General features: G+C 47.7%; 17 protein-coding genes. 12 read left to right on the top strand and 5 right to left on the bottom strand.

Annotated features, from left to right (window positions below):
- Positions 1-10: 10 nt before the first annotated feature.
- From nadB to KVT36_RS07115, 4 genes are all read right to left on the bottom strand, one after another.
- Entirely contained in the window at positions 11-1,606 is a 1,596-nt protein-coding gene (gene nadB, locus KVT36_RS07130) for an L-aspartate oxidase (RefSeq protein WP_217602802.1), read from the bottom strand.
- A 96-nt stretch (positions 1,607-1,702) separates the two neighbouring features.
- On the bottom strand, positions 1,703-2,377 hold the full coding sequence (locus KVT36_RS07125) for a lysoplasmalogenase (protein ID WP_217602801.1): 675 nt from the start codon (positions 2,375-2,377) through the stop codon (positions 1,703-1,705).
- Between the two features lie 50 nt (positions 2,378-2,427).
- Complete coding sequence (locus KVT36_RS07120) at positions 2,428-3,765, bottom strand: PAS domain-containing sensor histidine kinase (RefSeq protein WP_217602800.1); 1,338 nt, start codon at positions 3,763-3,765, stop codon at positions 2,428-2,430.
- A gap of 87 nt (positions 3,766-3,852) precedes the next feature.
- Positions 3,853-5,172 carry a sigma-54 dependent transcriptional regulator gene (locus KVT36_RS07115; protein ID WP_254639880.1) on the bottom strand — a complete coding sequence of 440 codons (1,320 nt, stop codon included), beginning with the start codon at positions 5,170-5,172 and terminating at the stop codon, positions 3,853-3,855.
- A 293-nt stretch (positions 5,173-5,465) separates the two neighbouring features.
- On the opposite strand from KVT36_RS07115, the gene KVT36_RS07110 reads away from it, so the two are divergent.
- The 9 genes from KVT36_RS07110 to KVT36_RS07070 all read left to right on the top strand — a co-directional run bounded on the left by KVT36_RS07110 (position 5,466) and on the right by KVT36_RS07070 (position 19,748).
- Complete coding sequence (locus KVT36_RS07110) at positions 5,466-6,713, top strand: efflux RND transporter periplasmic adaptor subunit (protein ID WP_217602799.1); 1,248 nt, start codon at positions 5,466-5,468, stop codon at positions 6,711-6,713.
- 60 nt (positions 6,714-6,773) lie between these two features.
- On the top strand, positions 6,774-7,463 hold the full coding sequence (locus KVT36_RS07105; protein WP_217602798.1) for an ABC transporter ATP-binding protein: 690 nt from the start codon (positions 6,774-6,776) through the stop codon (positions 7,461-7,463).
- Positions 7,456-9,888: an ABC transporter permease gene (locus KVT36_RS07100; RefSeq protein WP_217602797.1), complete on the top strand. Its 2,433-nt coding sequence runs from the start codon at positions 7,456-7,458 to the stop codon at positions 9,886-9,888. The genes KVT36_RS07105 and KVT36_RS07100 overlap by 8 nt, the downstream gene beginning before the upstream one ends.
- A gap of 251 nt (positions 9,889-10,139) precedes the next feature.
- The gene (locus tag KVT36_RS07095) at positions 10,140-12,506 is read left to right on the top strand and encodes an ABC transporter permease (RefSeq protein ID WP_217602796.1); all 2,367 of its coding nucleotides are present in this window, start codon (positions 10,140-10,142) and stop codon (positions 12,504-12,506) included.
- A 12-nt stretch (positions 12,507-12,518) separates the two neighbouring features.
- Complete coding sequence (locus KVT36_RS07090) at positions 12,519-14,930, top strand: ABC transporter permease (protein WP_217602795.1); 2,412 nt, start codon at positions 12,519-12,521, stop codon at positions 14,928-14,930.
- 11 nt (positions 14,931-14,941) lie between these two features.
- Positions 14,942-15,604: an ABC transporter ATP-binding protein gene (locus KVT36_RS07085; RefSeq protein ID WP_217602794.1), complete on the top strand. Its 663-nt coding sequence runs from the start codon at positions 14,942-14,944 to the stop codon at positions 15,602-15,604.
- 167 nt (positions 15,605-15,771) lie between these two features.
- Positions 15,772-17,232, top strand: a complete 1,461-nt coding sequence (locus KVT36_RS07080; RefSeq protein ID WP_217602793.1) for a TolC family protein — start codon at positions 15,772-15,774, stop codon at positions 17,230-17,232.
- 27 nt (positions 17,233-17,259) lie between these two features.
- Positions 17,260-18,642 carry an efflux RND transporter periplasmic adaptor subunit gene (locus KVT36_RS07075; RefSeq protein WP_217602792.1) on the top strand — a complete coding sequence of 461 codons (1,383 nt, stop codon included), beginning with the start codon at positions 17,260-17,262 and terminating at the stop codon, positions 18,640-18,642.
- Between the two features lie 92 nt (positions 18,643-18,734).
- On the top strand, positions 18,735-19,748 hold the full coding sequence (locus tag KVT36_RS07070) for an NAD(P)H-dependent glycerol-3-phosphate dehydrogenase (RefSeq protein WP_217602791.1): 1,014 nt from the start codon (positions 18,735-18,737) through the stop codon (positions 19,746-19,748).
- A gap of 109 nt (positions 19,749-19,857) precedes the next feature.
- On the opposite strand, the gene KVT36_RS07065 is transcribed toward KVT36_RS07070, so the two are convergent.
- Positions 19,858-20,097 carry a hypothetical protein gene (locus KVT36_RS07065; protein WP_089907363.1) on the bottom strand — a complete coding sequence of 80 codons (240 nt, stop codon included), beginning with the start codon at positions 20,095-20,097 and terminating at the stop codon, positions 19,858-19,860.
- 368 nt (positions 20,098-20,465) lie between these two features.
- On the opposite strand from KVT36_RS07065, the gene KVT36_RS07060 reads away from it, so the two are divergent.
- The 3 genes from KVT36_RS07060 to KVT36_RS07050 are packed head-to-tail and all read left to right on the top strand — an operon-like array spanning position 20,466 to position 24,632.
- Entirely contained in the window at positions 20,466-22,754 is a 2,289-nt protein-coding gene (locus tag KVT36_RS07060) for a glycosyltransferase (RefSeq protein ID WP_217602790.1), read from the top strand.
- 4 nt (positions 22,755-22,758) lie between these two features.
- Positions 22,759-23,121: a response regulator gene (locus tag KVT36_RS07055; RefSeq protein WP_254639879.1), complete on the top strand. Its 363-nt coding sequence runs from the start codon at positions 22,759-22,761 to the stop codon at positions 23,119-23,121.
- A gap of 59 nt (positions 23,122-23,180) precedes the next feature.
- Positions 23,181-24,632, top strand: a complete 1,452-nt coding sequence (locus KVT36_RS07050; protein WP_217602788.1) for a sigma-54 dependent transcriptional regulator — start codon at positions 23,181-23,183, stop codon at positions 24,630-24,632.
- The last annotated feature ends 1 nt before the right edge of the window (position 24,633 follow it).

The following is a 24,633-nucleotide window of genomic DNA, read 5'->3' as shown; positions in this document are numbered from 1 at the left end:
CAAAGGTACGTTACAACACAATATTCTGTACCAGCGCTGCCTTATACGGGTAATCAGTATTATAATGCAGGCCGCGGCTTTCTTTACGGAAATCAGCCGCTTTCACGATCAGGTAGCCTACGGTGATCAGATTACGCAGCTCGCATAGCTGGGGTGAGACCTCTGTTTTCTGATACAGCGCTTCTGTTTCCTCGTGCAAAATATCCAGGCGGCGTGAGGCGCGTTGCAAACGTTCATTGGTACGCACAATGCCCACGTAGTCGCTCATGATCTGCTTTAATTCCTTAAGGCTTTGCGTAATGAGGATCATTTCACGGGGGGCGGTAGTGCCGGCTGCATTCCAGTTTGGCACATCCTCTTTAAAGGCGGTATAGCTTATTTTTTTCACCGCATCCTGGTAACAGCGGTGGGCAAATACCATGGCTTCCAGCAGGGAGTTGGAGGCCAGGCGGTTAGCGCCGTGCAAGCCGGTGCTGGCGCATTCGCCGCAGGCATACAGGTTATTGATAGAGGTACGGCCCCACTCATTGGTTTTAATACCGCCGCAGCTGTAGTGCGCGGAGGGTGCAATGGGTATCATATCCTTACGGATGTCTATACCTATGCTCAAACATTTTTCATAAATATTGGGGAAGTGGTGCACAAACTTCTCATGGTCCATATGCCGGCAATCCAGGTACACATATTCAGTACCGGTTATCTTCATCTCACTGTCTATGGCCCGGGCTACAATGTCGCGTGGGGCCAGGGCAAGGCGGTGGTCATACTTGTGCATGAACTCCTCGCCGTGTATGTTACGCAATATGCCGCCATCGCCACGCACGGCTTCCGTGATCAGGAAGGAGTTGTTAACCCCCGGCTGATACAGCGCAGTAGGGTGGAACTGTATGAACTCCATATTCTCTATTCGGCCTTTTGCGCGGTATACCATGGCCACACCATCACCGGTAGCAATAGAGGGATTGGTGGTGCTGCGGTACACCTGCCCGTTACCACCGGTAGCCAGGAGGGTTACCCGGCTCAGGATCTTTTCGATCTGTTTGGTTTGCAGGTTTAATACATATACGCCGTAACACTCAATATCCGGGGTGCTTTTGGTAACCAGGTAGCCCAGGTGGTGCTGGGTAATTAAGTCTACCACAAAGCAGTGGGTAACCAGCTCTATGTTGGGTTTTTTATGAATAGCGTTCAGCAGGGCCCGTTCAATTTCTTTGCCGGTAACATCTTTATGATGGATAACGCGGAACTCAGAGTGCCCGCCTTCCCGGCCCAGGGAGTATTCACCATCGGGGTTTTTATCAAAGTTGGCGCCCCATTCAATAATTTCGTGTACCCGTTCCGGTCCCTCTTTCACTACTATCTCTACAACATGTTGGTTACACAGGCCATCGCCGGCAATAAGCGTATCTTCTATATGTTTTTCAAAGCTGTCGTTCTCCAGGTCATTTACCACGGCTACCCCGCCCTGCGCGTATTTGGTATTGGTTTCGTCCTCCCGCGTTTTGGTAATGATGGTGATCTTTTTATCCGGATAATACTCTGCTACTTTTAAGGCATAGGTAAGTCCTGCAATACCCGATCCAATCACTAAGAAGTCTGTTTGCATAACCAGTCTGAGTTTAGATTTTAGATGTACGATCTTAGATTTAAAGGTATACTTCCAAAAAATCGTAAATCTAAAATCTAAAATCGCAAATCAAATTTACGCTTTAACGCGTGAATTCAAATACCTGGTGCCGCCTTCTATCAAAGCCCATTGTGCCAGGCCATAAGTGAGCATGATAAGTACACTGGCTGCCGGAAAGTTGTGGTAAAAGCGCTGCAGGGCTATCATGGCATCGGAACAAATGAAAAGGAGGGCGCCGGCAATGCAATACCAGCCCATAGGCTGCTCCCCGAAGCGGAAAGCGTGCATAACACATAACAGGGTAAAGGAAATGGTACTGGCGTATACTATAACGGGCACGCGCATACTACCCAGGTAAGGGAACATAAAGAACAGGAAGGCTATTACTACTGCTTCTGATAAAAAAATGAACAGGTACTTACACAGGGGCAGGGGATAGTTGGTATACCGTACTTTCAGGAAAAAGCCAATGTAGGCCAGGTGGGCCAGCAGAAAACAGCCCAGGCCGGGTAAAAAGTATGCCGGCCACAGTAAAAAAATATCTCCTGCCCAGGAAAAAAAGAGCGCAGCCAGTAAGAAATTACGGAAAACAGCCGGCCGCAAATGGTTAATACGCGCCAGCAAATAAACGCCCAGCAATACCATCAGCAGGGGTTTGGTAACAAATCGGACTGTATCTGCCTGCAGCATAATGGCAATAAGATCAGCCAGCAGCAGGATGAAATAGAGCACGGGCCAGCGTAAGTTCATACAGTGGTGGTTATCAGTGAGGTGTTAGTACAGCATCTAATATAACAAAACTATACCACTCCCAGCACAATGTAAAAGGTGGTGCCTTCTTCATTGCGGCTGCTTACTTTCAGCTGCCCGCCATGTGACTGTATGATCTGCTGGGAAAGGCTTAGCCCAATGCCGCTGCCTTTTTTCTTGGTGGTATAAAAGGGGATGAAGATCTTATTCAGCGCATCGGCATCAATACCGGGGCCGTTATCAATAATGGCAATACATACCTGCTGGGGATTGCTCATGTAGGTTTTAACATGAATATCCGCCGCAGTGGTATGTTCCAGCGCATCCATAGCATTCTTAATAAGGTTAATGAGCACCATTTGCAGCTGGGCAATATCTGCATGTATGTAGGCATCATCTGCTTCCGGGGTGTATTGGTAATGTACGCCGGCCTGCCGCAGCTCCGGCAGCAGCAGGTTACTAACGGAGGTAATAAGCGCCTTCAGGTTCACATCAGTGAACTGTGGTTTGGGCAGGGTAGTATAATCGCGGTAGGCGTTCACAAAGTTCATAATGCCTTTGCTGCGGCTTTCTACGGTTTGCAGGGCTTCCTGCAGGTCGGCTATGGCTTCCGGCTGCTGGGTATAGGGTGCAATATCCTGCTCAACTATTTCCTGCATGGTGCCAATAAGGGATACAATGGGTGTAACGGAGTTCATGATCTCGTGCCGTAAGATCTTGGTAAGGTTTTGCCAGGCTTCCAGCTCCTTTTCCTGCAGCTCCGTATGAATGTTTTGCAGGCTGATAAGCTTTACCAGCCTTCCTTGCAGGCGAATGGTGGCAGCGTGTATAGATAGCTGTTGTTCCTGGCGGGTGCGGTATAGGATCTTATTGCCGGAGCGTAGCTGTAACAGCAGCTCAGGCAGATCGGGGTGGGTGCTTTTTAGTTCTGCAATATTGCGCAGGCGGTAAATATTCAGCAGGCGGAAAGCAGAGGGGTTGATGAGCTCTATTTTTCCTTCTGCATCAAAAGACAGCATACCAATGCTGATATGCTGTACAATTGTATCAATATACTTCAGGTTGGCTTCTTTCTCAGCACGGGTTTGGCGAAAGGCGTCCAGCACTTCATTAAACTGCTGGTTCAGCTCCCGGAAGCTTTTACCCATTTTATTGTCCGCATTAAAACGAATGGAAAAATCTTCATAGCGGATGGATTCCAGGAACAGCGTCAGCTTGCGGTTCACCCGGTTCAGGTAATAATACAAACCATAGATCTGGATAATGATAAGTATGATCAATGCTATACCCGGGATAACGCCTGCCAGCCGCCATAGCCAAACACCTGCTGTTATGGTAACTGTTAGCAGCAGAATGCGGAGAAATATATTTATGCTGAAATGACTCATGGAGTGCTTAACGCTAAGTGCCTGACGCTTAACGCTGAATGCTGCCCGCACTGTGCGTTAAGCGTTAAGCGTTTTGCATTCAGCATTTTAAAGATTGTATTTTTCTAGCCGCCGGTACAACGCAGCTCTGCTCAGCCCCAGCTCCCGTGCGGCCTCTGTAATATTGCCATTCACCTTTTTCATAGCCTGGGTAATAATGGTACGTTCCATTTCTTCCAGGTTATAACCGGTATCCAGCTCCTGCTCTTTAGCCGGGCTTTTCACAAATACGTCTTTAGGCATCAGGCTTTTACCCTGTGACAGGATAACGGCCCTTTCAATGGCATGCTGCAGCTCGCGGATATTGCCCGGCCATTCGTACTGCTTTAGCTGCTGCACCAAAGATTCATGTAAAGTGCTTACCGTACGTTTGTATTTATCGCGGTATAGCTGCAAAAAGTGTTCAGCCAGCGGCACAATATCTTCTAACCGCTCCCGCAGGGGAGGGAGCTGGATCTCTATGGTGTTAATGCGGTATAACAGATCCTGGCGGAACAGGTGCTGGCTGGCCATTTGCTGAATATGGCGGTTGGTGGCGCAGATCAGCCTTACATCTACCGGGATGGTTTTGTTGGAGCCTACTTTGGTAACAGAACGGTTTTGCAGCACCGTTAGCAGCTTGGCCTGGAAGGGGAGGGAAATATTGCCTATCTCATCCAGGAAAATAGTACCCCTGTCAGCTTCTTCAAAACGGCCGTTGCGGTCCTCACGGGCATCCGTAAACGCTTCTTTTACGTGACCAAACAGCTCGCTTTCAAAAAGCGTTTCGCTAATGGCGCCCAGGTCCACACTTACAAAGGGTTGTTTATTACGCTGGCTCAGGTGGTGAATGTGACGGGCCAGCATGTCTTTACCGGTACCGTTCTCGCCCAGTATCAGTATGTTAGCATCCGTGGCAGCTACCCGGTTCACGGTATCCATTACCTGCTGCATGGCAGCGCTGTTGCCGGTTATCAGCTCCCCGTCCGTATTATTTGCGGGCTTTTCTTTTTGGGTGGCGGCACGGTGTTTATTAAAAGCGGCCTGCATGGTAGCCAGCAGCTTTTCATTTTCCCAGGGTTTCAGCACAAAATCAGTGGCGCCGGCTTTAATGGCGCGTACAGCCATCTCTACATCGCCATAAGCTGTGAACATAACTACGGACGACTGGGGTTTCAGGTCCAGGATACGGTCCAGCCACTCAAAACCTTCTTTACCACTGCTCAGGTCGCGGGTAAAGTTCATGTCCAGCAGTATTACATCATAATCAAAGTTGGAAACCAGGTAAGGGATCTTTTGCGGGTTGCGCTCAAAGTCCACCTGTTCAAAATGGCGCTTTAATAACAGGCGGGCAGCCCTCAGCACATCCATATCATCGTCAACTATCAAAATTTTTCCGGGTAGTGTTGTCGTCATCATATTTTTTAGTTCTGCAAACTATATTCCTGTATCGGTGCCAGGGGTTGGATAATGGCGGCAGCCCGCCACTGGCAATATTAATCAAAGATTTCCTTTTTCCCGGCGGTTTTCGCCGGGTTTTAAAAGTGTCCGGAAATGAACAAGTATTGTCCGGTACAGAACGTTTTTAGCCGCCTGTTTTTTCGGAATCCCTTACTGGTAAAGGTTTTATAGCTTTGGCATGTTGGTTGAACTTCCAGGGCAGCCAAATAGGCATGTCAATCATGGATAGAAAATTAGAAAAAAAATTCTGGTCAGGTAAACGTATTCTTCTGATAGGCGGCGGCAGTCTGGTGGTACTGCTGCTGGCATATAACCTCATATTTGCCGATCACCGTTCCCGGCTGAATGTGGAAAAGGATAAGATCACTGTCAGCACTGTTACCAAAGGTACTTTTGATCAATATATAGCCGTTACGGCCGTGGTACAACCATTAAAAACCATTCGCCTGGATGCTATTGAAGGCGGGTATGTAAGCCAGAAATACCTGGAAGGCGGCAGCATGGTTAAGCGGGGCGATTCTATTTTGCGCCTGGAAAACCAGCGTATGCAAATGGAGTTTATGAACCATGAAACAGAAATGTACCGCCTGATCAATGAGCTGCAGAACACCCGCCTTAGCCTGAAACAAAACCGCTATACGCTGGAAAAAGCGCTCAGCGACCTGGATTACAAGATAGACCAGGCCAAGGATATTTACGACCGTAATAAACAGCTGGTGGATGAGAAGATAGTAGCCCGCCAGGAGTTTGTTAAAACCAAGCTGGATTATGAAGGCCTGCTAAAGCAGCGGCAAATTGAAATAGAAAGCCAGAAATACCAGGAAGAAAATGCCAAATTGCAGATAGCACAGCTGGAAGGTACTATTGCACGCACCCAGCGTAATCTGCAGATGATGAAGGACAACCTGAACAACCTGATCGTACGGGCGCCTATTGAAGGGCAGCTGTCGTCCGTGAATGTGGAGGTAGGCTCCAGCATTACCGCGGGGCAAAATATCGGGCAGATAGATGACCTGGATGGTTTTAAGATGCGCGCAGAAGTGGATGAGCATTACCTTTCCCGGGTATTTGCCGGTTTAAAAGCCTCTTTTGAATTTAACGGTAAAACCTATCAGCTGGAAGTTACCAAAGCTTTCCCGGAGGTGATCAACGCGCGTTTTAATGTGGATATGAACTTTGTAAAGGGTACCCCGGAAGGCATACGCCGCGGGCAATCCTCCCCCATACGCCTGGAGCTGGGTAAGTCATCAGAAGCAGTGCTGCTGCCGGTAGGCGGCTTTTTCTCTGATACCGGCGGCAACTGGGTATATGTGCTGGATAAAGGCGGTAAGCGTGCGGTAAAACGCAACATATCCCTGGGTCAAAAGAACCCGCTGTTCTTTGAGGTGCTGGAAGGGCTGCAGCCTGGTGAGCAGGTGATCACTTCCTCTTACGAGAACTTCGGGGATAAGGAGGTATTGGTGTTCTAAGACCGGCCTTCCATCTATTGTATTGTTGGATCAATCTATTGGATATTTAAATTAATCAACATGATAAAAACCGTTAATCTTCAAAAGTTATTTACAACAGAAGAAGTAGAAACTACCGCCCTGAACGGTATTAATATGGAAATTCAGGATGGAGAGTTTGTAGCCATTATGGGCCCCTCCGGCTGTGGTAAATCCACCTTGCTGAACATACTGGGCCTGCTGGATAACCCCAGTGGCGGTGAATATTTTTTCTGGGATAAGGAAGTAGCCCGTATGAGCGAGCGCCAGCGTGCGCAGCTGCGTAAAGGTTCTATTGGTTTTGTGTGCCAGAGCTTTAACCAGATCGAAGAGCTAACGGTGTTTGAAAATGTTGAGCTACCCCTCCTGTACCTGAAAGTGCCGTCCAGTGAAAGAAAGCAAAAAGTGGAGGCAGTGCTGGAGCGCATGAACATTATGCACCGCCGCAACCACTTTCCGCAGCAGCTGTCCGGTGGTCAGCAGCAAAGGGTGGCCATTGCCCGCGCTGTAGTAGCCAAACCTAAAATGATACTGGCGGATGAGCCCACCGGTAACCTGGATAGTACGAATGGTGAAGAAGTAATGAAGCTGCTGCAGGAGCTGAATGATGCCGGTACTACCATGGTAATGGTTACACACAGCCCTTATGATGCAGGTTTTGCACACCGCATTATTAACCTGTTTGATGGTAAGGTGGTAACAGAGAATATCAAAGAACAGTTTCATGTTTAAAAACTACCTGAAAATAGCCTGGCGCAATTTGTGGAAGCAAAAAGTTTTCACGCTCATTAACGTGGGCGGATTAACTATAGGCCTTACCGTAGGCCTGCTGTTACTCTTATGGGTGCAAAATGAGCTGAGCTATGACCGGTATAATAAGCACTGGGAACGTATTTACAGGCTTAGCACCAACATCCGCGTAAATGGCAGCAGCTATATTTCCAGCCTGGTACCAGACCCTATGGGCCCTACCATGGTAAGTGAATACCCGCAGGTTGAAAAAATGGTGCGCCTGCTTACCTCACGGGATATTATGGTGAATAAAGGCCATGAAACCCTGCAGGAAAAAAATGCCACCTGGGCCGATTCTACGATGTTTGAGGTATTTACGCTGCCGCTTATTGCCGGTGATCCCAAAACAGCATTAAGGGATCCCTTTTCGGTAGTAATATCTGAAAGCGCTGCCAGGAAATATTTTCAATCCACTGATGTGGTGGGAAAAATGCTGCACATCAACAATACGGCTGATTACCGTGTAACGGGTGTAATGAAAGACATTCCCGGCCCCTCACACTTCCATTTTAATTTTATTATGAGCATGTCGGAAATAGCCGACAGCCGCAGTAATAACTGGCTTAATAATAACTACTACACCTACCTGCTGGTACGCCCCGGCACCACAGGAGAGTTTCTGAAAGCCCGCGTAAAAGATGTGGTGCGTAAGTACATGGGCGTCCGTTACCAGCAATTGTTCCACATTAGCCTGAACGACCTGGAGAAACAGGGCGGTTATGTACACTACGGTATACTGCCGCTGGCAGATATACACCTGCATGCGGATAAGGCAGACCAGAGTACCATTGAACCGGGCGGAAATGTGCAGTATGTATACATCTTCTCTGCTGCCGGTATTTTCATACTGCTTATTGCCTGTATAAATTTCATGAACCTCTCCACCGCCCGTTCTGCCAGCAGGGCTAAAGAGGTAGGCGTACGTAAAACACTGGGCTCCCTGCGTAAGCAGCTGGTAATGCAGTTCCTGGCAGAAAGCTGGCTTATATGCACCATGGCTATGGGCCTGGCATTGCTGGCCGTAATACTGCTGCTGCCCTACTTTAGCCAGATGGCAGGGCAACAGATGAGCATACACCTCTTATATAGCCCCCGCATAATTGCTTACTTCCTGTTACTGCTACTGGTAGTGGGCATGCTGGCCGGTGCTTATCCCGCATTTTTTCTTTCCGGTTTTAAGCCTTTGCAGGCACTTAAGGGCAGGCTTACTTCCGGCGCTAATACCAAAAACATTCGCAGCACACTGGTAGTGTTCCAGTTTGTAATATCTTCTGTACTTATTGTAGGCACCATTGTTATTTATAACCAGCTGCATTATATACAAAACCGGCAAATAGGCTATAACCGCCACCAGGTGCTGGTTTTGCAGAACACCTACCCGCTGTACAAGCAGGTAAAGGCTTTTAGGGAAGCCGTATTAAAGATAGCGGGTGTGGAAAATGGTACCATGACGGGCTTTTTGCCTACAGGGCAGTACCGTAACAGCCCCGGCTTTTTTAAAGACCGTAACCTGGACCCTGCCAGTGTGGTAACGGCAGAAACCTGGTCCGTGGATGAGCATTATATTCCTACCCTGCGCATGCAAATGGCGGACGGCCGCAATTTTGCGCCGGAAAGTTTTGCATCAGATTCCACCGGTATTATTGTAAATGAAACAGCGGCCCGTTTGCTGGGTTTTAATAACCCGCTGAACCAGGAGCTGTATCTTCCCCAAGGCGCCAATGTAGCCAGCAGGACCACCTTTCACATTATAGGCGTGGTAAAAGATTTTAATTATAACTCTATGCACCAGGCCATAACGCCTTTGCTGTTGTGGATGGATGAGGAAAGAGGCAGCATGGCCTTCCGTATTAAAAGTAACAATATGCCTGCCGTGGTAGCGCAGGTACAAAAACAGTGGGATGCCATGGTGCCCGGCCAGCCTTTCCTGTACTCTTTTATGGATGATGATTTTAACGCTATTTACCAGGCCGACCGGCGTACCGGCAATATCTTCATCTGGTTTGCCGTGCTGGCCATTGTAGTAGCATGCCTGGGCCTTTCCGGCCTTGCCATATTTACTGCAGAACAGCGCACCAAGGAAATAGGCATCCGTAAGGTACATGGCGCATCCGTAGCAGATATTGTTACGCTGTTAAGCCGCGATTTTATTAAGCTGGTGCTGATAGCTATTGTTATAGCTATACCGGTGGGCTGGTATATTATGAATAGCTGGCTGCAGGAGTTTGCATACCGTACCACCATACAATGGTGGGTATTTATACTTTCCGGGAGCATTGCCGTAATAATAGCATTATGTACCATCAGCTTCCAGTCTGTAAAAGCGGCGCTGATGGATCCTGTAAAAAGTTTAAGAACAGAATAAATGAGCTGGCATTGAGTGGTAGATGTTTGTGGTAGCCGGTTTATACGCCGTAGTAATTGCGTTGTTCACTATTAGTTTTCAATTTGTGAAAGCAGCTTTAATGAACCCGGTAAGATCATTGAGAACAGCATAAACGCTTTAAATAACTATGGTTTCAATCAGTACATGTTTACGAGTAGAATAACAAGTCAAATGCCGGGGGATGTGTCTACATGCCCCACATTTTTTTATCAAACAAAAAAAATTAAAGGATGTTCCGTAACTACCTGAAAATAGCCTGGCGTAACCTGTGGCGGCGAAAGCTATTCACCGTTATTAATGTGCTGGGCCTTGCCGTAGGGCTTACGTGTGTAGCCTTCCTGGTGTTGTGTGTACAGCAGATGGTAGTGAAGGATAAGTTTCATAAGAACCTGCCTAACCTGTACCTGCTGCAAACGGATAATGATAATGAGAAAAATGTATTTCCCCTGCTGGAGGTAATGCTGAAAGATTTTCCGCAGGTGATGAACGGCTCCCGTGTTAATAGCTGGGATGCACCCTGGATCAGCTATAACGATAAAACCATTAGTGAAGCCATAACCTATGTGGATACCGGTTTCCTGGATGTATTCACTTACCCGCTTAAATACGGCAGTACCGTTACTGCGTTAAAAGATAAATCTTCCATTGTGCTGTCTGCCCCGGTAGCGGAGGAATTATTTGGCAGCCAGAACCCGTTGGGTAAAAGTGTAACGTTTGCGGATAAACGCCGGTTTACTGTATCCGGCGTAATGCAGCCTATACCGGCCAATGCATCTATACAACCCGCAATACTGTTATGGAATAAGAACTTAACAGACAATAAGGATTTTAGCCCAATGGCAGACTGGTATAACTGTTTTACCAGCAGCTATGTGCTGCTGCGGCCCGGCGCTAATGTAGCGGCTATAGAGGCACAGCTGAAAAAAATAGTGGCCACGCGTTTTGCAGAAGGCGCAAAAGACCGGGTCATGCACCTGTACCCTTACAGTGGATATGCAAAAAAATATGGCGCGCTGAACTTTGACTTTTATGTATATGGCCTCACCTGCATAGCGGTGTTTATTTTATTGCTGGTAGCCATTAACCTGGTGAACCTGAATATGGCAGTATCTTTTACCCGGGTGCAGGAGGTAGCGGTGCGCAAAGTATTAGGCTCCGGCCGCAGGGCTATATTAATGCAGTTCTTTACCGAAGTTGGTTTAATGGTATGTATTGCCTTGCTGCTGGCATGGAGCATGGCATTTATACTGCTGCCCCTGTTGAATGAGCAGCTGAACGGCTTACAGATCACTGCTGTTATGTTGTACAGGCCATCCTTTATTGGTATATGGCTGCTAACCGGCGCTCTGTTAACCCTGGCGGCAGGCGGTTACCCGGCTGCATACATCAGCGCATTAAAGCTGGCCAATGCAGTAAAAGGTAAGCTGCAGGCGGCCCCGCAAAAAGCATATTTACGCCAGGGCCTTATTGTAGCGCAATTTGTAATAGCAGTGGTTTTTATTGCAGGCAGCCTGATAATGCAGCAGCAGGTGCGGTACATGAAACAGGGCGATGTACGGTTTAATAAAGAACAGGTGCTGACCGTAAAGCTGGATCTTGATTTTATGGATACTGCGCAAGCCCGCAGCGGTATTGAGCATTTAATAACGCAGCTGCAGCAGCAGGCCGCAGTAAACAGCGTATCTACCTCCCAGTGTGTACCCGGCCAGTTCTGGGAAAACTACAACACCTTTGTTGCAGATGATAACAGCAGTAAAGAGGTGGGTATGCGCCAAACCGGTATTGACAATGGTTTTGTGCCCACCTATGGCATACGCATGTTACAGGGCCGGAACTTTTCTGAGGATATGGCCCTGGATAAGGAAGCAGTGCTGATCAATGAAACAGCCATGAAGAACCTGGGCTGGACCAGCATTGAAGGTAAAAGCATTCACGCCAAAGGAGGTAAGGAAAGCCTGCGGGTAATTGGCGTAACGGATGATTATCACTACCGTTCCCTGGCGGGCAGCGTAGAGCCGCTGATCCATTTTTTTGCAGGCAAAACCGCTATACAGTCCGGGAAGAATTACCTGAGCATAAGCATTAAACCCCAACGGGCCGCACCCGTGATTGCATTGCTGAAAAAGGCTTTCAGCCAAATGCCCTCTTACCGGGAATTTACTTACAGTTTCGCAGATGAGGTATTCAATAAACAATATAAAACCATTGAAGGCATGCTTACCCTGATCCGTTTTTTCACCATTGTAAGCGTACTCATAGCCTGTGCCGGCATATTTGCGCTGGTAGCGTTGGCCGCACAGCAGCGTACCCGTGAAATAGGCATCCGCAAGGTATTAGGTGCCAGCATTGTTAGCCTGGTATCCCTGTTATCAAAAGACCTGTTAAAGCTGGTGGGTATAGCTATACTCATAGCCGCACCGCTGGCCTGGTGGGCTATGCAGCGCTGGCTGCAGGATTTTGCTTACCGTATCACCATATCCTGGTGGCTGCTGGCCGGGGCGGGTATGGTTACGCTGGCCATTGCCCTGCTAACGGTAAGCATGCAGGCCATAAAAGCCGCTTTAATGAACCCGGTAAAAGCATTGAAAACAGAATAGAAACTAAACCGTATGTTCCGTAACTACCTTAAAATAGCATGGCGTAACCTTTGGAAAACAAAGCTGCTTACCGCTGTAAATATACTGGGCCTGTCTGTTGCCTTTGCTGCCGCCATACTGCTGGTAATGACAGCCTACCGGGAATTTTCCTATGACCGGTTCCATACAAACAAGCAGCTGTACATGCTGTATATTAACACCTACCATGCGCAAGGCCTGGAGCAAAGAGCTAACATGCCTATGCCGCTTACACCGGCCATGAAACAGGAGTTCCCGGAAGTAAAGGCTGCAACGCGTATGTTATATACCTCTGGTATGCTGCGCTACCATGATAAAATATTTGAAACAGACCTGGAAGGAGTGGATGTGGATTTCCTGCACATGTTCTCCTTCCCGCTTATAAAAGGTAACACGCAGGCGCCTTTGGCCAGCCTGGATAACATCGTACTTTCAGCCCAAAAAGCTAAAAGCATTTTTGGCAACGAGGAACCGGTGGGCAGGCAGCTGGAAGTGCGTATAGGCGATAGCTGGAAAAGTTTTATAGTAAGCGCGGTCATGAAAGATGCGCCGGACAATTCCAGTGTTGAATTTGATGCCCTGTGCCGTTTTGAGAATGCAGGCGGTTATGAAAGCCAGAAGGATGCCTGGAGCTCCAGCACACATTCTGTGTACGTGCAGCTGGCAAACCATGCCACTGAAGCGGCTTTTGAGCGCCGTGCCAAAACATTTGTGAACAAATATTTTGCAGAGCGGCTGCGGGACCTGAAAAGGGATGGCGCCACACCCGGCGAAAACGGGGAGCTGATAGGCCTGCACCTCAGAAAACTTACAGACCTGCATTTAAACGGCATTGGCTCAGAAAGCCAGGGCAAATTTTATCCTTACCTGTTATTGCTGGTAGGTGGGTTCATACTTTTCATTGCCTGCATAAATTTCATGAACCTTACTATTGCCGGAGCTTTCACCCGCTCCCGGGAAATAGGCATGCGCAAAATACTGGGTGCATTCCGCTTGCAGCTCATTACCCAAATGTGGGGCGAGGCTGTGCTGGTATGCGGGCTGGCGCTGCTGATAGGGTTAGCGGCAGCTTACCTTTTATTGCCGGGTTATAATTCCTTATTCAATAGCAAGCTTACATTTGGGCTGTTACAGCAACCGCTGTTGCTGGGTATTGCAGCGCTGATATTTTTCCTGGTTACGTTAATGGCCGGCGGTTATCCCGCCTGGGTTATTGCACGTATAAACACCATTAAGGTATTAAAAGGCAGTATGCAGGCCGGCAGGTCAGGCAAGGTGCGTAATGTGCTGATGGTAACACAGTTCGTGATCTCTTCCCTGCTTATTTGCTGCACCCTTATTGCCTGGCAGCAGCTGAACTACCTGCGTAAACAGCCGCTGGGATTTAACAGGGAGCAGGTTATCAGCCTGCCGTTGCCGCATGATGTAAACCCCGGGCAGGCGCTGAAACGTATGCGTAATAAGCTGGCAGGCGAGGCCAATGTATTAAGCGTTAGCGGCACAGATATTAACCTGGGCCGTGGCCGCGATGGCTCGTCCGCCACCTCCAAAGTTTCCTACGACTATAAGGGCCATGTGATAAGCAGTAACTGGCTGCGGGTTGATTATGATTATGTAAAAACACTGGACCTGACCCTGGTAGCCGGCCGCGATTTTTCACCGCAATACGGTGCAGATTCTATGGCCTTAGTGATCAATGAAAAAATGGCGCAGCAGCTGGGCGGCGTAAAAGCTGCGTTAGGCGCGTTACTGCCGGTGAGCGACAGTGCGCACCCTATGCAGGTAATAGGTATTGTGAAGGATTTCAACTTCCACTCCCTGCAGGAAAAAATAGAGCCGCTTTCTATGTTCATGTCGCCAGGGTCCCCGGTACAATATATTTTTGTAAAGGTGCCCCCGGGTAACCTGCCGGCTTCTATGGCGCTGGTAACAAAACGCTGGAACGAGGCCTACCCCGGTAACCAGACAGACCCCTCTTTCCTGGATGAAAATACAGACCGGCAGTATCGTAAAGAAAAACGCTTTTCCAGTATATTTATCAGCGCTGCGGTACTGGCCATTGTAATATCCTGTATGGGGCTGTTTGCTATTTCTGTGCTGGTAATGACACAGCGCACCCGGGAAATAGGCGTGCGCCAGGTGCTGGGCGCAAGCGTTACCAGCATTGTTACCCTGCTGTCAAAAGATTTTGTGAAGCTGGTGCTCCTGTCCGTGATCATTGCCAGCCCTATTGCCTGGTACCTGATGGAGCAATGGCTGCAAAATTATGCATACCGCATCCATATTAATATAGGCATCTTTATAGGAGCCGCTGTAATTGCAGTGCTGGTGGCCGTTATTACCGTAAGCGTACAATCCATCAGGGCTGCTTTAATGAACCCGGTAAAGTCTATCAGAACGGAATAAACAATTTAACTATGATACAATTAAGACATATTTCCAAGCATTACCCGGTAGGATTCGGTAAGAATGAAATTTTAAAGGATGTAGACCTCACGATCTTTGAAGGAGAGTTTGTGTCTATAATGGGCCCCTCAGGGTCGGGAAAATCTACCCTGCTGCATATACTGGGATTGCTGGAAGAACCTTCCAGCGGCGATTACCTGTTTGAAGGGGAGCTGGTAAGTAAGATGAACGAGAAAAAACGTACGCAATTACACCGGGGCAGTATTGGTTTTGTGTTCCAGGCCTATCACCTGATAGATGAGCTGACGGTATACGAGAATATAGAAACTCCATTATTATATAAGAACATGCCTGGCGCGGAACGTAAAAGCCGCGTAGCCGATGTGCTGGACCGTTTCAATATGGTAGCCAAAAAAGACCTGTTCCCCAACCAGCTTTCCGGCGGCCAGCAGCAGCTGGTAGGCATTGCCCGGGCTATTGTGGCAGAACCCCGGGTTATACTGGCCGATGAGCCTACCGGCAACCTGCACTCTGACCAGGCCCGGGTAATTATGCAGTTATTTAAACATTTGAATGAAACGGATAAAATCACCATCATCCAGGTCACACACTCTGAAACAAATGCTGCTTTCGGGCACCGCATCATTGAGATCCGGGATGGAAAGATCCAGTAAAACCCTCGCGTAAAACCTGCGTTAACATACATTTCAGAAAAAACAATAAATAAAATGTTATGTTTTACACTAAATTAGTGTGGCCGTTAGCCATACCTAATAAAAATTTGCCTTTTATAAAGAAATGGCAAAGGCTATCATCACAATTACTATATTTTTGTTACGCTATGAAACTATACCAGTTTCCGGGACCTATCCTGGTAATATGTTTATTGTTTGCTAACACTGTACATGTAGCTGCCCAGGATAAATGGAGCCTCAAACGTTGTGTGGATTATGCGATGGCTAATAATATCTCCATTAAACAACAGGACGTACAAAAGCGCCTGGCAGAGCTTACGTTAAAGCAAAGCCAGTTATCCCAGATCCCGAATCTGAGCGGTAGTGTTAGTGGTAACTACAACGCCGGCCGTAGCGTAAACCCTACCACCTACACGTATGAAACGCAGGGATTCCTTTCTTCCAACGCCAGCCTGAATACGAATGTTACCTTATTCAACTGGTTCAGCAAGCGTAATACTATTGCCTCCAATATTTATCAGGCCAATGCTTACGGCTTTTTACTGGAAAAAGCCAAGAACGATGTGGCCTTTAATATAGCCTCCACCTTTTTACAGATCCTGCAGAACAATGAGCAGGTGCATGTAAATGAAACCCAGCTTACCCTTACCAAAGCACAGCTGTCCAATACGGAGAAGCTGGTGGCTGCCGGCTCTGTACCGGAAAGTAACCAGGCCGATCTGCTGGCCCAGCTGGCAAGGGATAGCGCCAACCTTATTACTGCGCAGAACAATGTAATATTATCTACCCTGCAAATGAAGGCGCTGCTGAACCTGGCTTTTGATATTCCCTTTCAGCCGGAAATACCAACAGATATTTCCAATATACCCTTGCCCAGCCTGAATGAGGTGGATCCGGAAATGGTATACAGTGCTGCTATGAGCACCAACCCGCTGATACGGGCCGATTCTTTGCAGATTAAATCCTGGGAAAGATCGGTAGCAGCATCTAAAGGCGCTATGTTCCCTACCCTTTCTTTAACAGCCGGTATTGGTACTAACTACGCTAATAATGTAAATGATATCAGGAACGTGGTATTAGGCCCCTTCCAGGATACCCTGGGTTCCGTAAGTGTGGGCGGTACCAAGTATGATGTTATTGGCCGGCCTTATACAGTGCCCTCTCAGCAGGTAGGAGGTAAAACCTCCTTCGGCACACAGATCAGCAATAACTTTCAGCAGGCAGTAGGCCTGAACCTGAGCATTCCCATCTTTAATGCATGGCAGGCACGCGCCCAGTATAAACGCAATAAGCTGAACCTGTATAACCAGGAGTTGACCCGCGATAAGGATAACCAGCAGTTAAGACAGGATATTTATACCGCGCATGCCAACGCCGTAGCTGCCATTCAAAAGTTCTATGCCGCCAGCCGGGGAGTAGATGCGTCCCAAAAAGCCTTTGATTTTGCTACAAAACGCTTTAATTTGGGATTAATGAACACGATCGATTATATTACGACCCAAAATAATTTGTTCCAGGCCCAGATAAATAAGGTGTCTGCGCAATATGATTATATATTCAGAATGAAATTGCTGGAGTTTTACCGGGACCAGAAAATAACCCTGTAGGCTCCCCCCTTGTAACAAACCGCCTCTATGAAGAAAAAGACACTTTATTGGATTGTTGGTAGTGTAGCAACGCTGATAATACTATTATTGGTACTAAAAGCCTCCGGTGTGATCGGTAAGGAGGAAGGTACCAAAGTGGCTGCTGATAAAGCTGCCAACAAAGATATTATTGAGGTGGTAGCTGCTACCGGAAAAATTTACCCTGAAATAGAAGTAAAAGTAAGCTCTGATGTATCCGGCGAAATTGTGGACCTGCCCGTACTGGAAGGCGATTCTGTAAAGAAAGGCCAGGTACTGGTACGTATATACGCAGATATTTATGGCTCACAACGCGACAAAGCTACAGCAGCCCTGAGCCAGAGCCAGGCGCAAATGGCCAATTCCGCCGCTGCGCTGAACGCTTACAAGGCAAAGCTGGAGCAATACAAAGCTGCCTATGACAGGAATAAGGAATTGTATGCGCAGAAAGTAGTATCCAAAAGTGAATTTGAAACGGCGGAATCTGCCTACCGATCTGCCCTGGCAGATTTTACTGCCGCCACAGAGCAGGTGAACAGTTATAAGTATGCAGTAGCCAGCGCACAGGCAGGTTTAACAGAAGCTAATAAGAACCTGGGCCGTACTACCATCGTATCGCCCATGCACGGGGTAGTATCCCTGCTGCCGGTTAAAAAAGGGGAGCGTGTAGTAGGTACCCTGCAAATGACCGGTACAGAGATCATGCGCATTGCCGACCTGAATGTAATGGAAGTACAGGTTGATGTAGGAGAGAATGATATACCCCGCGTAAAATATGGTGATACCGCCGTTATTGAGGTAGATGCCTATACCAACCGTAAGTTCAAAGGTATTGTAACACAAATAGCCAGCTCCAGCAAAGGCGCCGCCACGGCCACCGCCTCCGGTACCACCTCCTCGGCAGAGCAGGTAACCAGCTATATTGTACACATCCGCATCCTGAACGATAGTTATAAAGACCTGATAGATCCTTCCCAGCCGAAGAATTTTCCCTTTCGCCCGGGTATGAGCGCCAGTGTGGATATACAAACCAAACGTAAAGCGCAGGTATTATCTGTACCCATTAACGCAGTAACCACCCGCGAAGTGGAAAGTGCTACCGCCAAAGCAGATGCCGCCAAAAAGAAGAAAGCAGAAAATGGTGATGATCCGCCGGCAGCAGGTAACAAGGATACCAAAGAAGTGGTGTTTGTGTTACAAAAAGATAATACGGTAAAACAGGTGGAGGTGAAAACCGGTATCCAGGACGATAATTATATTGAGATCCTCTCCGGCCTGCAACCCGGCGACCAGGTGATCAGCGCGCCTTACGCAGCAGTGTCCCGTGAGTTAAAAAGCGGTAAAAAAGTAAAAGTAGTACCCGCCGCTCAGTTGTTTGACGCCACTAAATAATTGCTTTATAAATTATAGCAGGGTGAAAAGTGAAATCCATATTTCACTTTTCACCCTTTGCCTTTTTAAGTACATTGCGGAAAATTCAACCGGTGAGTACAGGCATTATTGGCAGCGGCAGCTGGGCTACCGCTTTGGCAAAAATTTTAACAGATAATGGTCAGCAGGTGAATTGGTGGATCCGGAGCGAAGATACCATCCGCCATTTGCAGCAGCGCCACCATAACAAACATTACCTTACCTCGGTATATTTTGATACCCACCAGCTAAACCTCAGCAACCGGCTGCAGGAGGTAGTGGCCAATAGTGATGTGCTGGTGCTGGCCGTACCCTCTGCCTTCCTGGAAGAGGTGCTGAAGGTGCTGCCGCCGGAGGCTTTACAGCATAAAAAAGTGATCTCCGCCATCAAGGGGCTGGTGCCGGAAAGCAACCAGTTCATTAATGAGTACCTGGCGGATGATTTTGGGCTGGCGCTGGAACAATACTTCACCATTACGGGCCCCTGCCACGCCGAGGAAGTGGCGAACGAAAAGCTTTCTTACCTTACCTTTTCCGGCTTGCAGCTGGAAGAAACCCAGAACATCGCCGATCTTTTTGCCAACAGCTACCTGCAAACCATTGTGAATAATGATGTAATAGGCGTGCAGCTGGCCGCTGTGTTAAAGAATATTTACGCCATGGGCGCCGGCGTGGCGCATGGTCTGGAGTATGGCGATAATTTCCTGAGCGTGCTTATTACCAACTGCTTCCGGGAAATGCAGCACTTCCTTGAAAAATATACTACCTGGGCCGGGCCTGTACATATGCCGGTTACCCAGCATAATTATAATGCCAGCGCCTACCTGGGCGATCTGCTGGTAACCTGCTACTCCCTGCATAGCCGTAACCGCACCTTTGGCAATATGATAGGCAAGGGCTACAGCGTAAAAGCAGCCCAGCTGGAATTAAATATGGTAGCGGAAGGGTATTACGCCAGTAAATGTATTTTTGAAATGAACCACGAAATAGGGGCCTATATGCCGGTGGCAAGGGCCGTATATGCGGTACTGTGGGAGCATCTGAATGCGGAAGAAGCCTTTCTGGCACTGGAAAAGGGTTTTGTATAAAAAAAAGGCCAGGCCGCAAGTCATTTTAATGGTTGGTTTAAATGACACATGCTTTAAGGCCCGGCCGTTGCGCTAGATTATAACCCTTACTAATAAAAAACCATTTTTTCTAAATAAGCTGTTTCGTATTCTGGAAATAGTGGCGGATCATCCATTCAATATGCGGTAATAATGCTGTGTCGGGCAGTGGGCTGTCGCTCACCGGCTCAATATGATCCTCATCGTTTAATGAATAGTCTATCTGAATGCCTTCTACAGTAACCCGGAATTTTCTTTCTTTCGCTATTTTTTTGAGGCAGATCCGCTTAGGAATGCCATTCACTTTGAATGTACAGGCGAGGTTTCTCATGCGTAGAATTTTATCGTCCCAATAAATGAATTTCAGTATTTGCCAGGAAATACGGCTGGTTGCATTACCTTTAGTTGCTTTGGTGTTAGCGCTCTGTGCGCAAATCTAAAGGCATTGATGCATTTAAATGTGAATACGCCGTTAATGTCGCCAAAAACTTGTTCCCCTCTTTGGTCCCGCCGTGCCAATAAAATATCTCTGGAAATGTTTGGGGAAGCGCAGGAACGAATGTGGAGGTTATTCCACAATTTAAAGTAAGGCTCAATTCCACAGTTGTCCCTAATACAATATAGCCGTGGTTGGAGTGATATTTGACTAGATTGCTTTTTCACAGAGCAGTGAATTTGTCCCGGAAAAAAATTGACACAATGAATAAAACTTTGCTTTTTGTTACAACTTTTCCGCCCCGTGAGTGTGGTATTGCAACCTTTGCCCAGGACCTGGTGAATGCACTGCAGAAGTCATTTGCAGAAAAGCTGGATGTCAGCATTTGCGCATTGCTGGAAGCGGGCAAGTCCCAGGCGCCGGCCTACAAGGCGCCTGTAAAGTATACAGTGGATCCGTTTGATATTGACAGCTGCATCACCTTTGCCCACCGGGTAAATGCGGATGAGCAGATTGACCTGGTGTGTTTTGAGCACGAGTTTGGCCTTTATGGTGGCGATTACGGGCATAATATGCTGGCCATGTTATCCCTGCTGGATAAACCTTTTGTAGTGCGGTTCCATACCGTATTACCTTATCCGGAGCCTAAATGCCTGAAAGTAGTGAGCATTATAGGCGCCCTGGCCAGCAAGATCATAGTAATGACGCAAACCTCTGCAGATATCCTGCTCTCTACCTACCACCTGCCTGCACATAAGATCGTACATATACCGCATGGCGTACATGCGCGTATTACGGAGAACGTGACTGAGCTGAAAGAGCGGTATAACCTGCAGGGCAAAAAAGTGCTGACCACCTTTGGACTGCTGAGTGAGAATAAAGGGATGGAAACAGCCATCCGGGCTATGAAGCCTATTGCAGAACAGTTTCCGGATACCGTGTACCTTATACTGGGTAAAACCCACCCGGTAGTGCTGGCGCGGGAAGGAGAGCAATACCGGCAGCGCCTGCAGCAGCTGATAGCTGAGCTGGGATTGCAGCAGCATGTAAAATTTGTAAACAGCTACTTAAGCCTGGATAACCTGCTGGATTACCTGGCTTTAACTGATATTTACCTGTTCACCTCTAAAGATCCGCACCAGGCAGTAAGCGGTACGTTCTTATACGCCATGAGCGCCGGCTGCCCCATTGTAAGCACGGCCTTTTCCCAGGCCCGCGAAATGCTGGACGAGTGTTGTGGTTACCTGATCGAGATGGGCAGTCATGAGCAGCTGTCAGAAAAAGCCATCCGCCTGCTGAAAGATCAGCAGCTGCGCCAGCAAATGGGCCGCAATGCCATTGAAAAAACACGCAATGCCATCTGGGAAAATGTAGCTATTGCGCATATGTCTATGTTTAAAGAGATCATGGCCGAAAAAGACCTGATGATTCCCAGCCTGCCGCCCGCTTACCTGGATCACATTGACCGTATGACGGACGAATTTGGGATGATACAGTTTTGTAAACATGATCAGCCCGACCCTGCTTCCGGTTACACGCTGGACGATAATGCCCGTGCCCTTATAGCCATGAGCATGTATATCAGCACGGTAAACGGCAGCAGCTTTGTAAACTCTCTTTGCCACAAATACCTGGATTTTATAGAGTACTGTCAGCAGCCGGATGGCCGCTTCCTGAACTATGTGAACATCCGCGGTTATTTTGATAGTGCTAATTACGAAGTGAACCTGGAAGATGCCAACGGGCGTGCCATTTGGGCCCTGGGTTATTTACTGAGCCAGCATAATGAAATGCCCCCGCTGCTGGTACTGCAGGCTAACCGCATATTGCAGCCCTGCCTTACCTGGCTGGAAACACTTACGGCGCCGCGGGCCATGGCCTTTGCCATTAAGGGATTGTACTATTACATGCAATACAAACCGGGCGGCATAGTAGAAGATATAATTAATACTTTAGCAGGCCGTTTATATAATATCTATCAGCAGGAGGCAGATGCACAATGGAGATGGTATGAACCGTACCTGACCTATGGAAATGCCGTGCTGCCGGAAGCTATGATGATGGCTTACCAGGTAAGCGGCAATACCAGCTGGCTGCATACGGCAAAAGAAAGCCTGGAGTTCCTGTGCAGCAAAACCTTTACGGATAATTACATGAAAGTGATTAACAACAGGACCTGGTATCACAAAAACACACAGGAAAATATTACAAATACTTTGGACGGCGGAGAACAATCAATTGAAATAGCCTATACCATGCTTACCCTGCACACCTTTTTCCGGGCCACGGGCAACCATGCATACCTGGAGAAAATGCGCTTGGCGTTTAGTTGGTACCTGGGCAATAATCATTTAAAGCAACTGATATACAACCCGCTCACCTACGGCTGTTATGACGGTTTAGAAAAAAATAATGTCAATCAGAATCAGGGCGCCGAGTCGAGTGTTTGTTACCTGATAGCCAGGTTATTAATGGAACAATGGAATAAGCACAAGTATGTTACAACACAGAAAACAGGGATTGAGTCTGGTGTCAGACTTAGTCTCAACTGAAAACATGAAAGGATCGTTTGTCCTTATAATTGATGATGAACCGGATATATGCAGGTTGTTACAATTGAGTTTAGTAAGACTGGGCTATGATGTAAAATATGTGCATGAACTACGCGCAGGTTTACAGTGTATTCAAAGTCAGCAACCGGATATACTTTTTCTGGATATACACTTGCCGGATGGTTCCGGACTGGAAGCAATTTCTGTTTTCAAAAACAAATATCCAGCCTTAAAAGTGATCACGATCAGCGCATATGATAACGGCATGGAAAAGCAAACTGCACTCAGTGCAGGAGCCAGTTATTTTCTGGCCAAACCCTTTAGTGTAAAGAATGTGGACGAGTTGATGAAAGATGTTAAAAGTTAATCGTCCTGCAAATTATTTCGTAACTTTAAAAGCTTATAGCCAACATCATACATACCATTATGAGAAATATAATGATCATAGATGATGAGATCAATATCTGTACTTTGTTAAGTAAATTTCTTGGCAAACACGGATTTAAGGTAGATACTACAATGTCGGGTAATGCAGCGTTGAAAATGATGAAGGAGAAGACCTATGACCTGGTACTATGTGATTATCGTCTCAAGGATACTGACGGTGCCCAGCTCCTGCAGGATATCCGCCAGTTAAATCCGCGTACCATTGTAATTATCATTACCGGGTACACGGATGTAAGGGTTGCAGTGGAAATGGTTAAGAATGGTGCTTATGACTATTTATCCAAACCGCTGTACCCGGATGAGATCCTGAACCTGGTGCACAAAGCATTTGCGCACCTGGATGCAGAAAGTGAAAGAGAAGCCCTGCAGGCCGTTTCCCAGCCGCAAACCATGTCGGTTAACCGGGAGAATGGGAATGCCAACGGCAAAGCGCCTGTTTCCGAAATGCTGGATAAAAGCAACAAGTATGTATACGGGGAAAGCAGCGGTGCAACGGAACTGTTCCGCCAGATCAAGCTGGTAGCTCCTACAGACTATAGCGTGATCATTTTCGGGGAAACAGGCACCGGTAAGGAATCCGTAGCACACCTGATCCACCATCACAGCAAACGCAGCTCACAGCCTTTTGTGGCGCTGGATTGCGGCAGCCTTTCAAAGGAGCTGGCAGCCAGTGAATTATTTGGTCACGAAAAAGGCGCTTTTACCGGCGCTATAAATACCAAGATCGGTGCTTTTGAACAGGCGACGGGCGGTACCCTTTTCCTGGATGAAGTATCCAACCTTTCTTACGATATACAGGTAGCGCTGCTGCGCGTAATACAGGAAAAAGTGATACGCCGTGTGGGCAGCCTGAAGGAAATACCCATTGATGTGCGCATCATTGTGGCCTCCAATGAAAAGCTGTCAGAATCCGTACAGCGTGGCCGTTTCCGGGAAGACCTGTTCCACCGCTTTAACGAATTCACCATTTACATACCGCCGCTGCGTGAACGTAAGGAAGACCTGCAGCTGTTTGTAAATTCCTTTATTGGACAGGTGGAAAAAGAGCTGCAAAAGAATTGCGGTAAGATCACCCAGGAAGTATGGGAATGTTTCCAGAAGTACACCTGGCCGGGCAACATCCGTGAGCTGAAGAATGTAATACGCCGGGCATGCCTGCTTACGCCGGAGCACCAGGATATTACCATGAGCGCCCTGCCGCTGGAAATGAAAGAGGCATTTGTACAAAGCTATGAGGAAGACCCGGTGAGCGAGCTGGCAGCTATTGCCAATGAGAATGATCTTAAAACCGTAGCCTTACAGGCAGAGTATAACAAGATCATTAACGTGCTCAAAGAGGTAAAGTACAATAAAACCAAAGCTGCGCAGCTGCTGAATATAGACCGTAAAACGCTGTATAACAAGCTGCGCCTGCTCAATATTAATTATTGAA

Origin of the sequence: Chitinophaga sp. GbtcB8 (assembly GCF_019091455.1) — a bacterium.
Lineage (GTDB): Bacteria > Bacteroidota > Bacteroidia > Chitinophagales > Chitinophagaceae > Chitinophaga.
The sequence above is the reverse complement of the archived record's forward strand: the minus strand, read 5'-3'. Positions and strand labels throughout refer to the sequence as shown.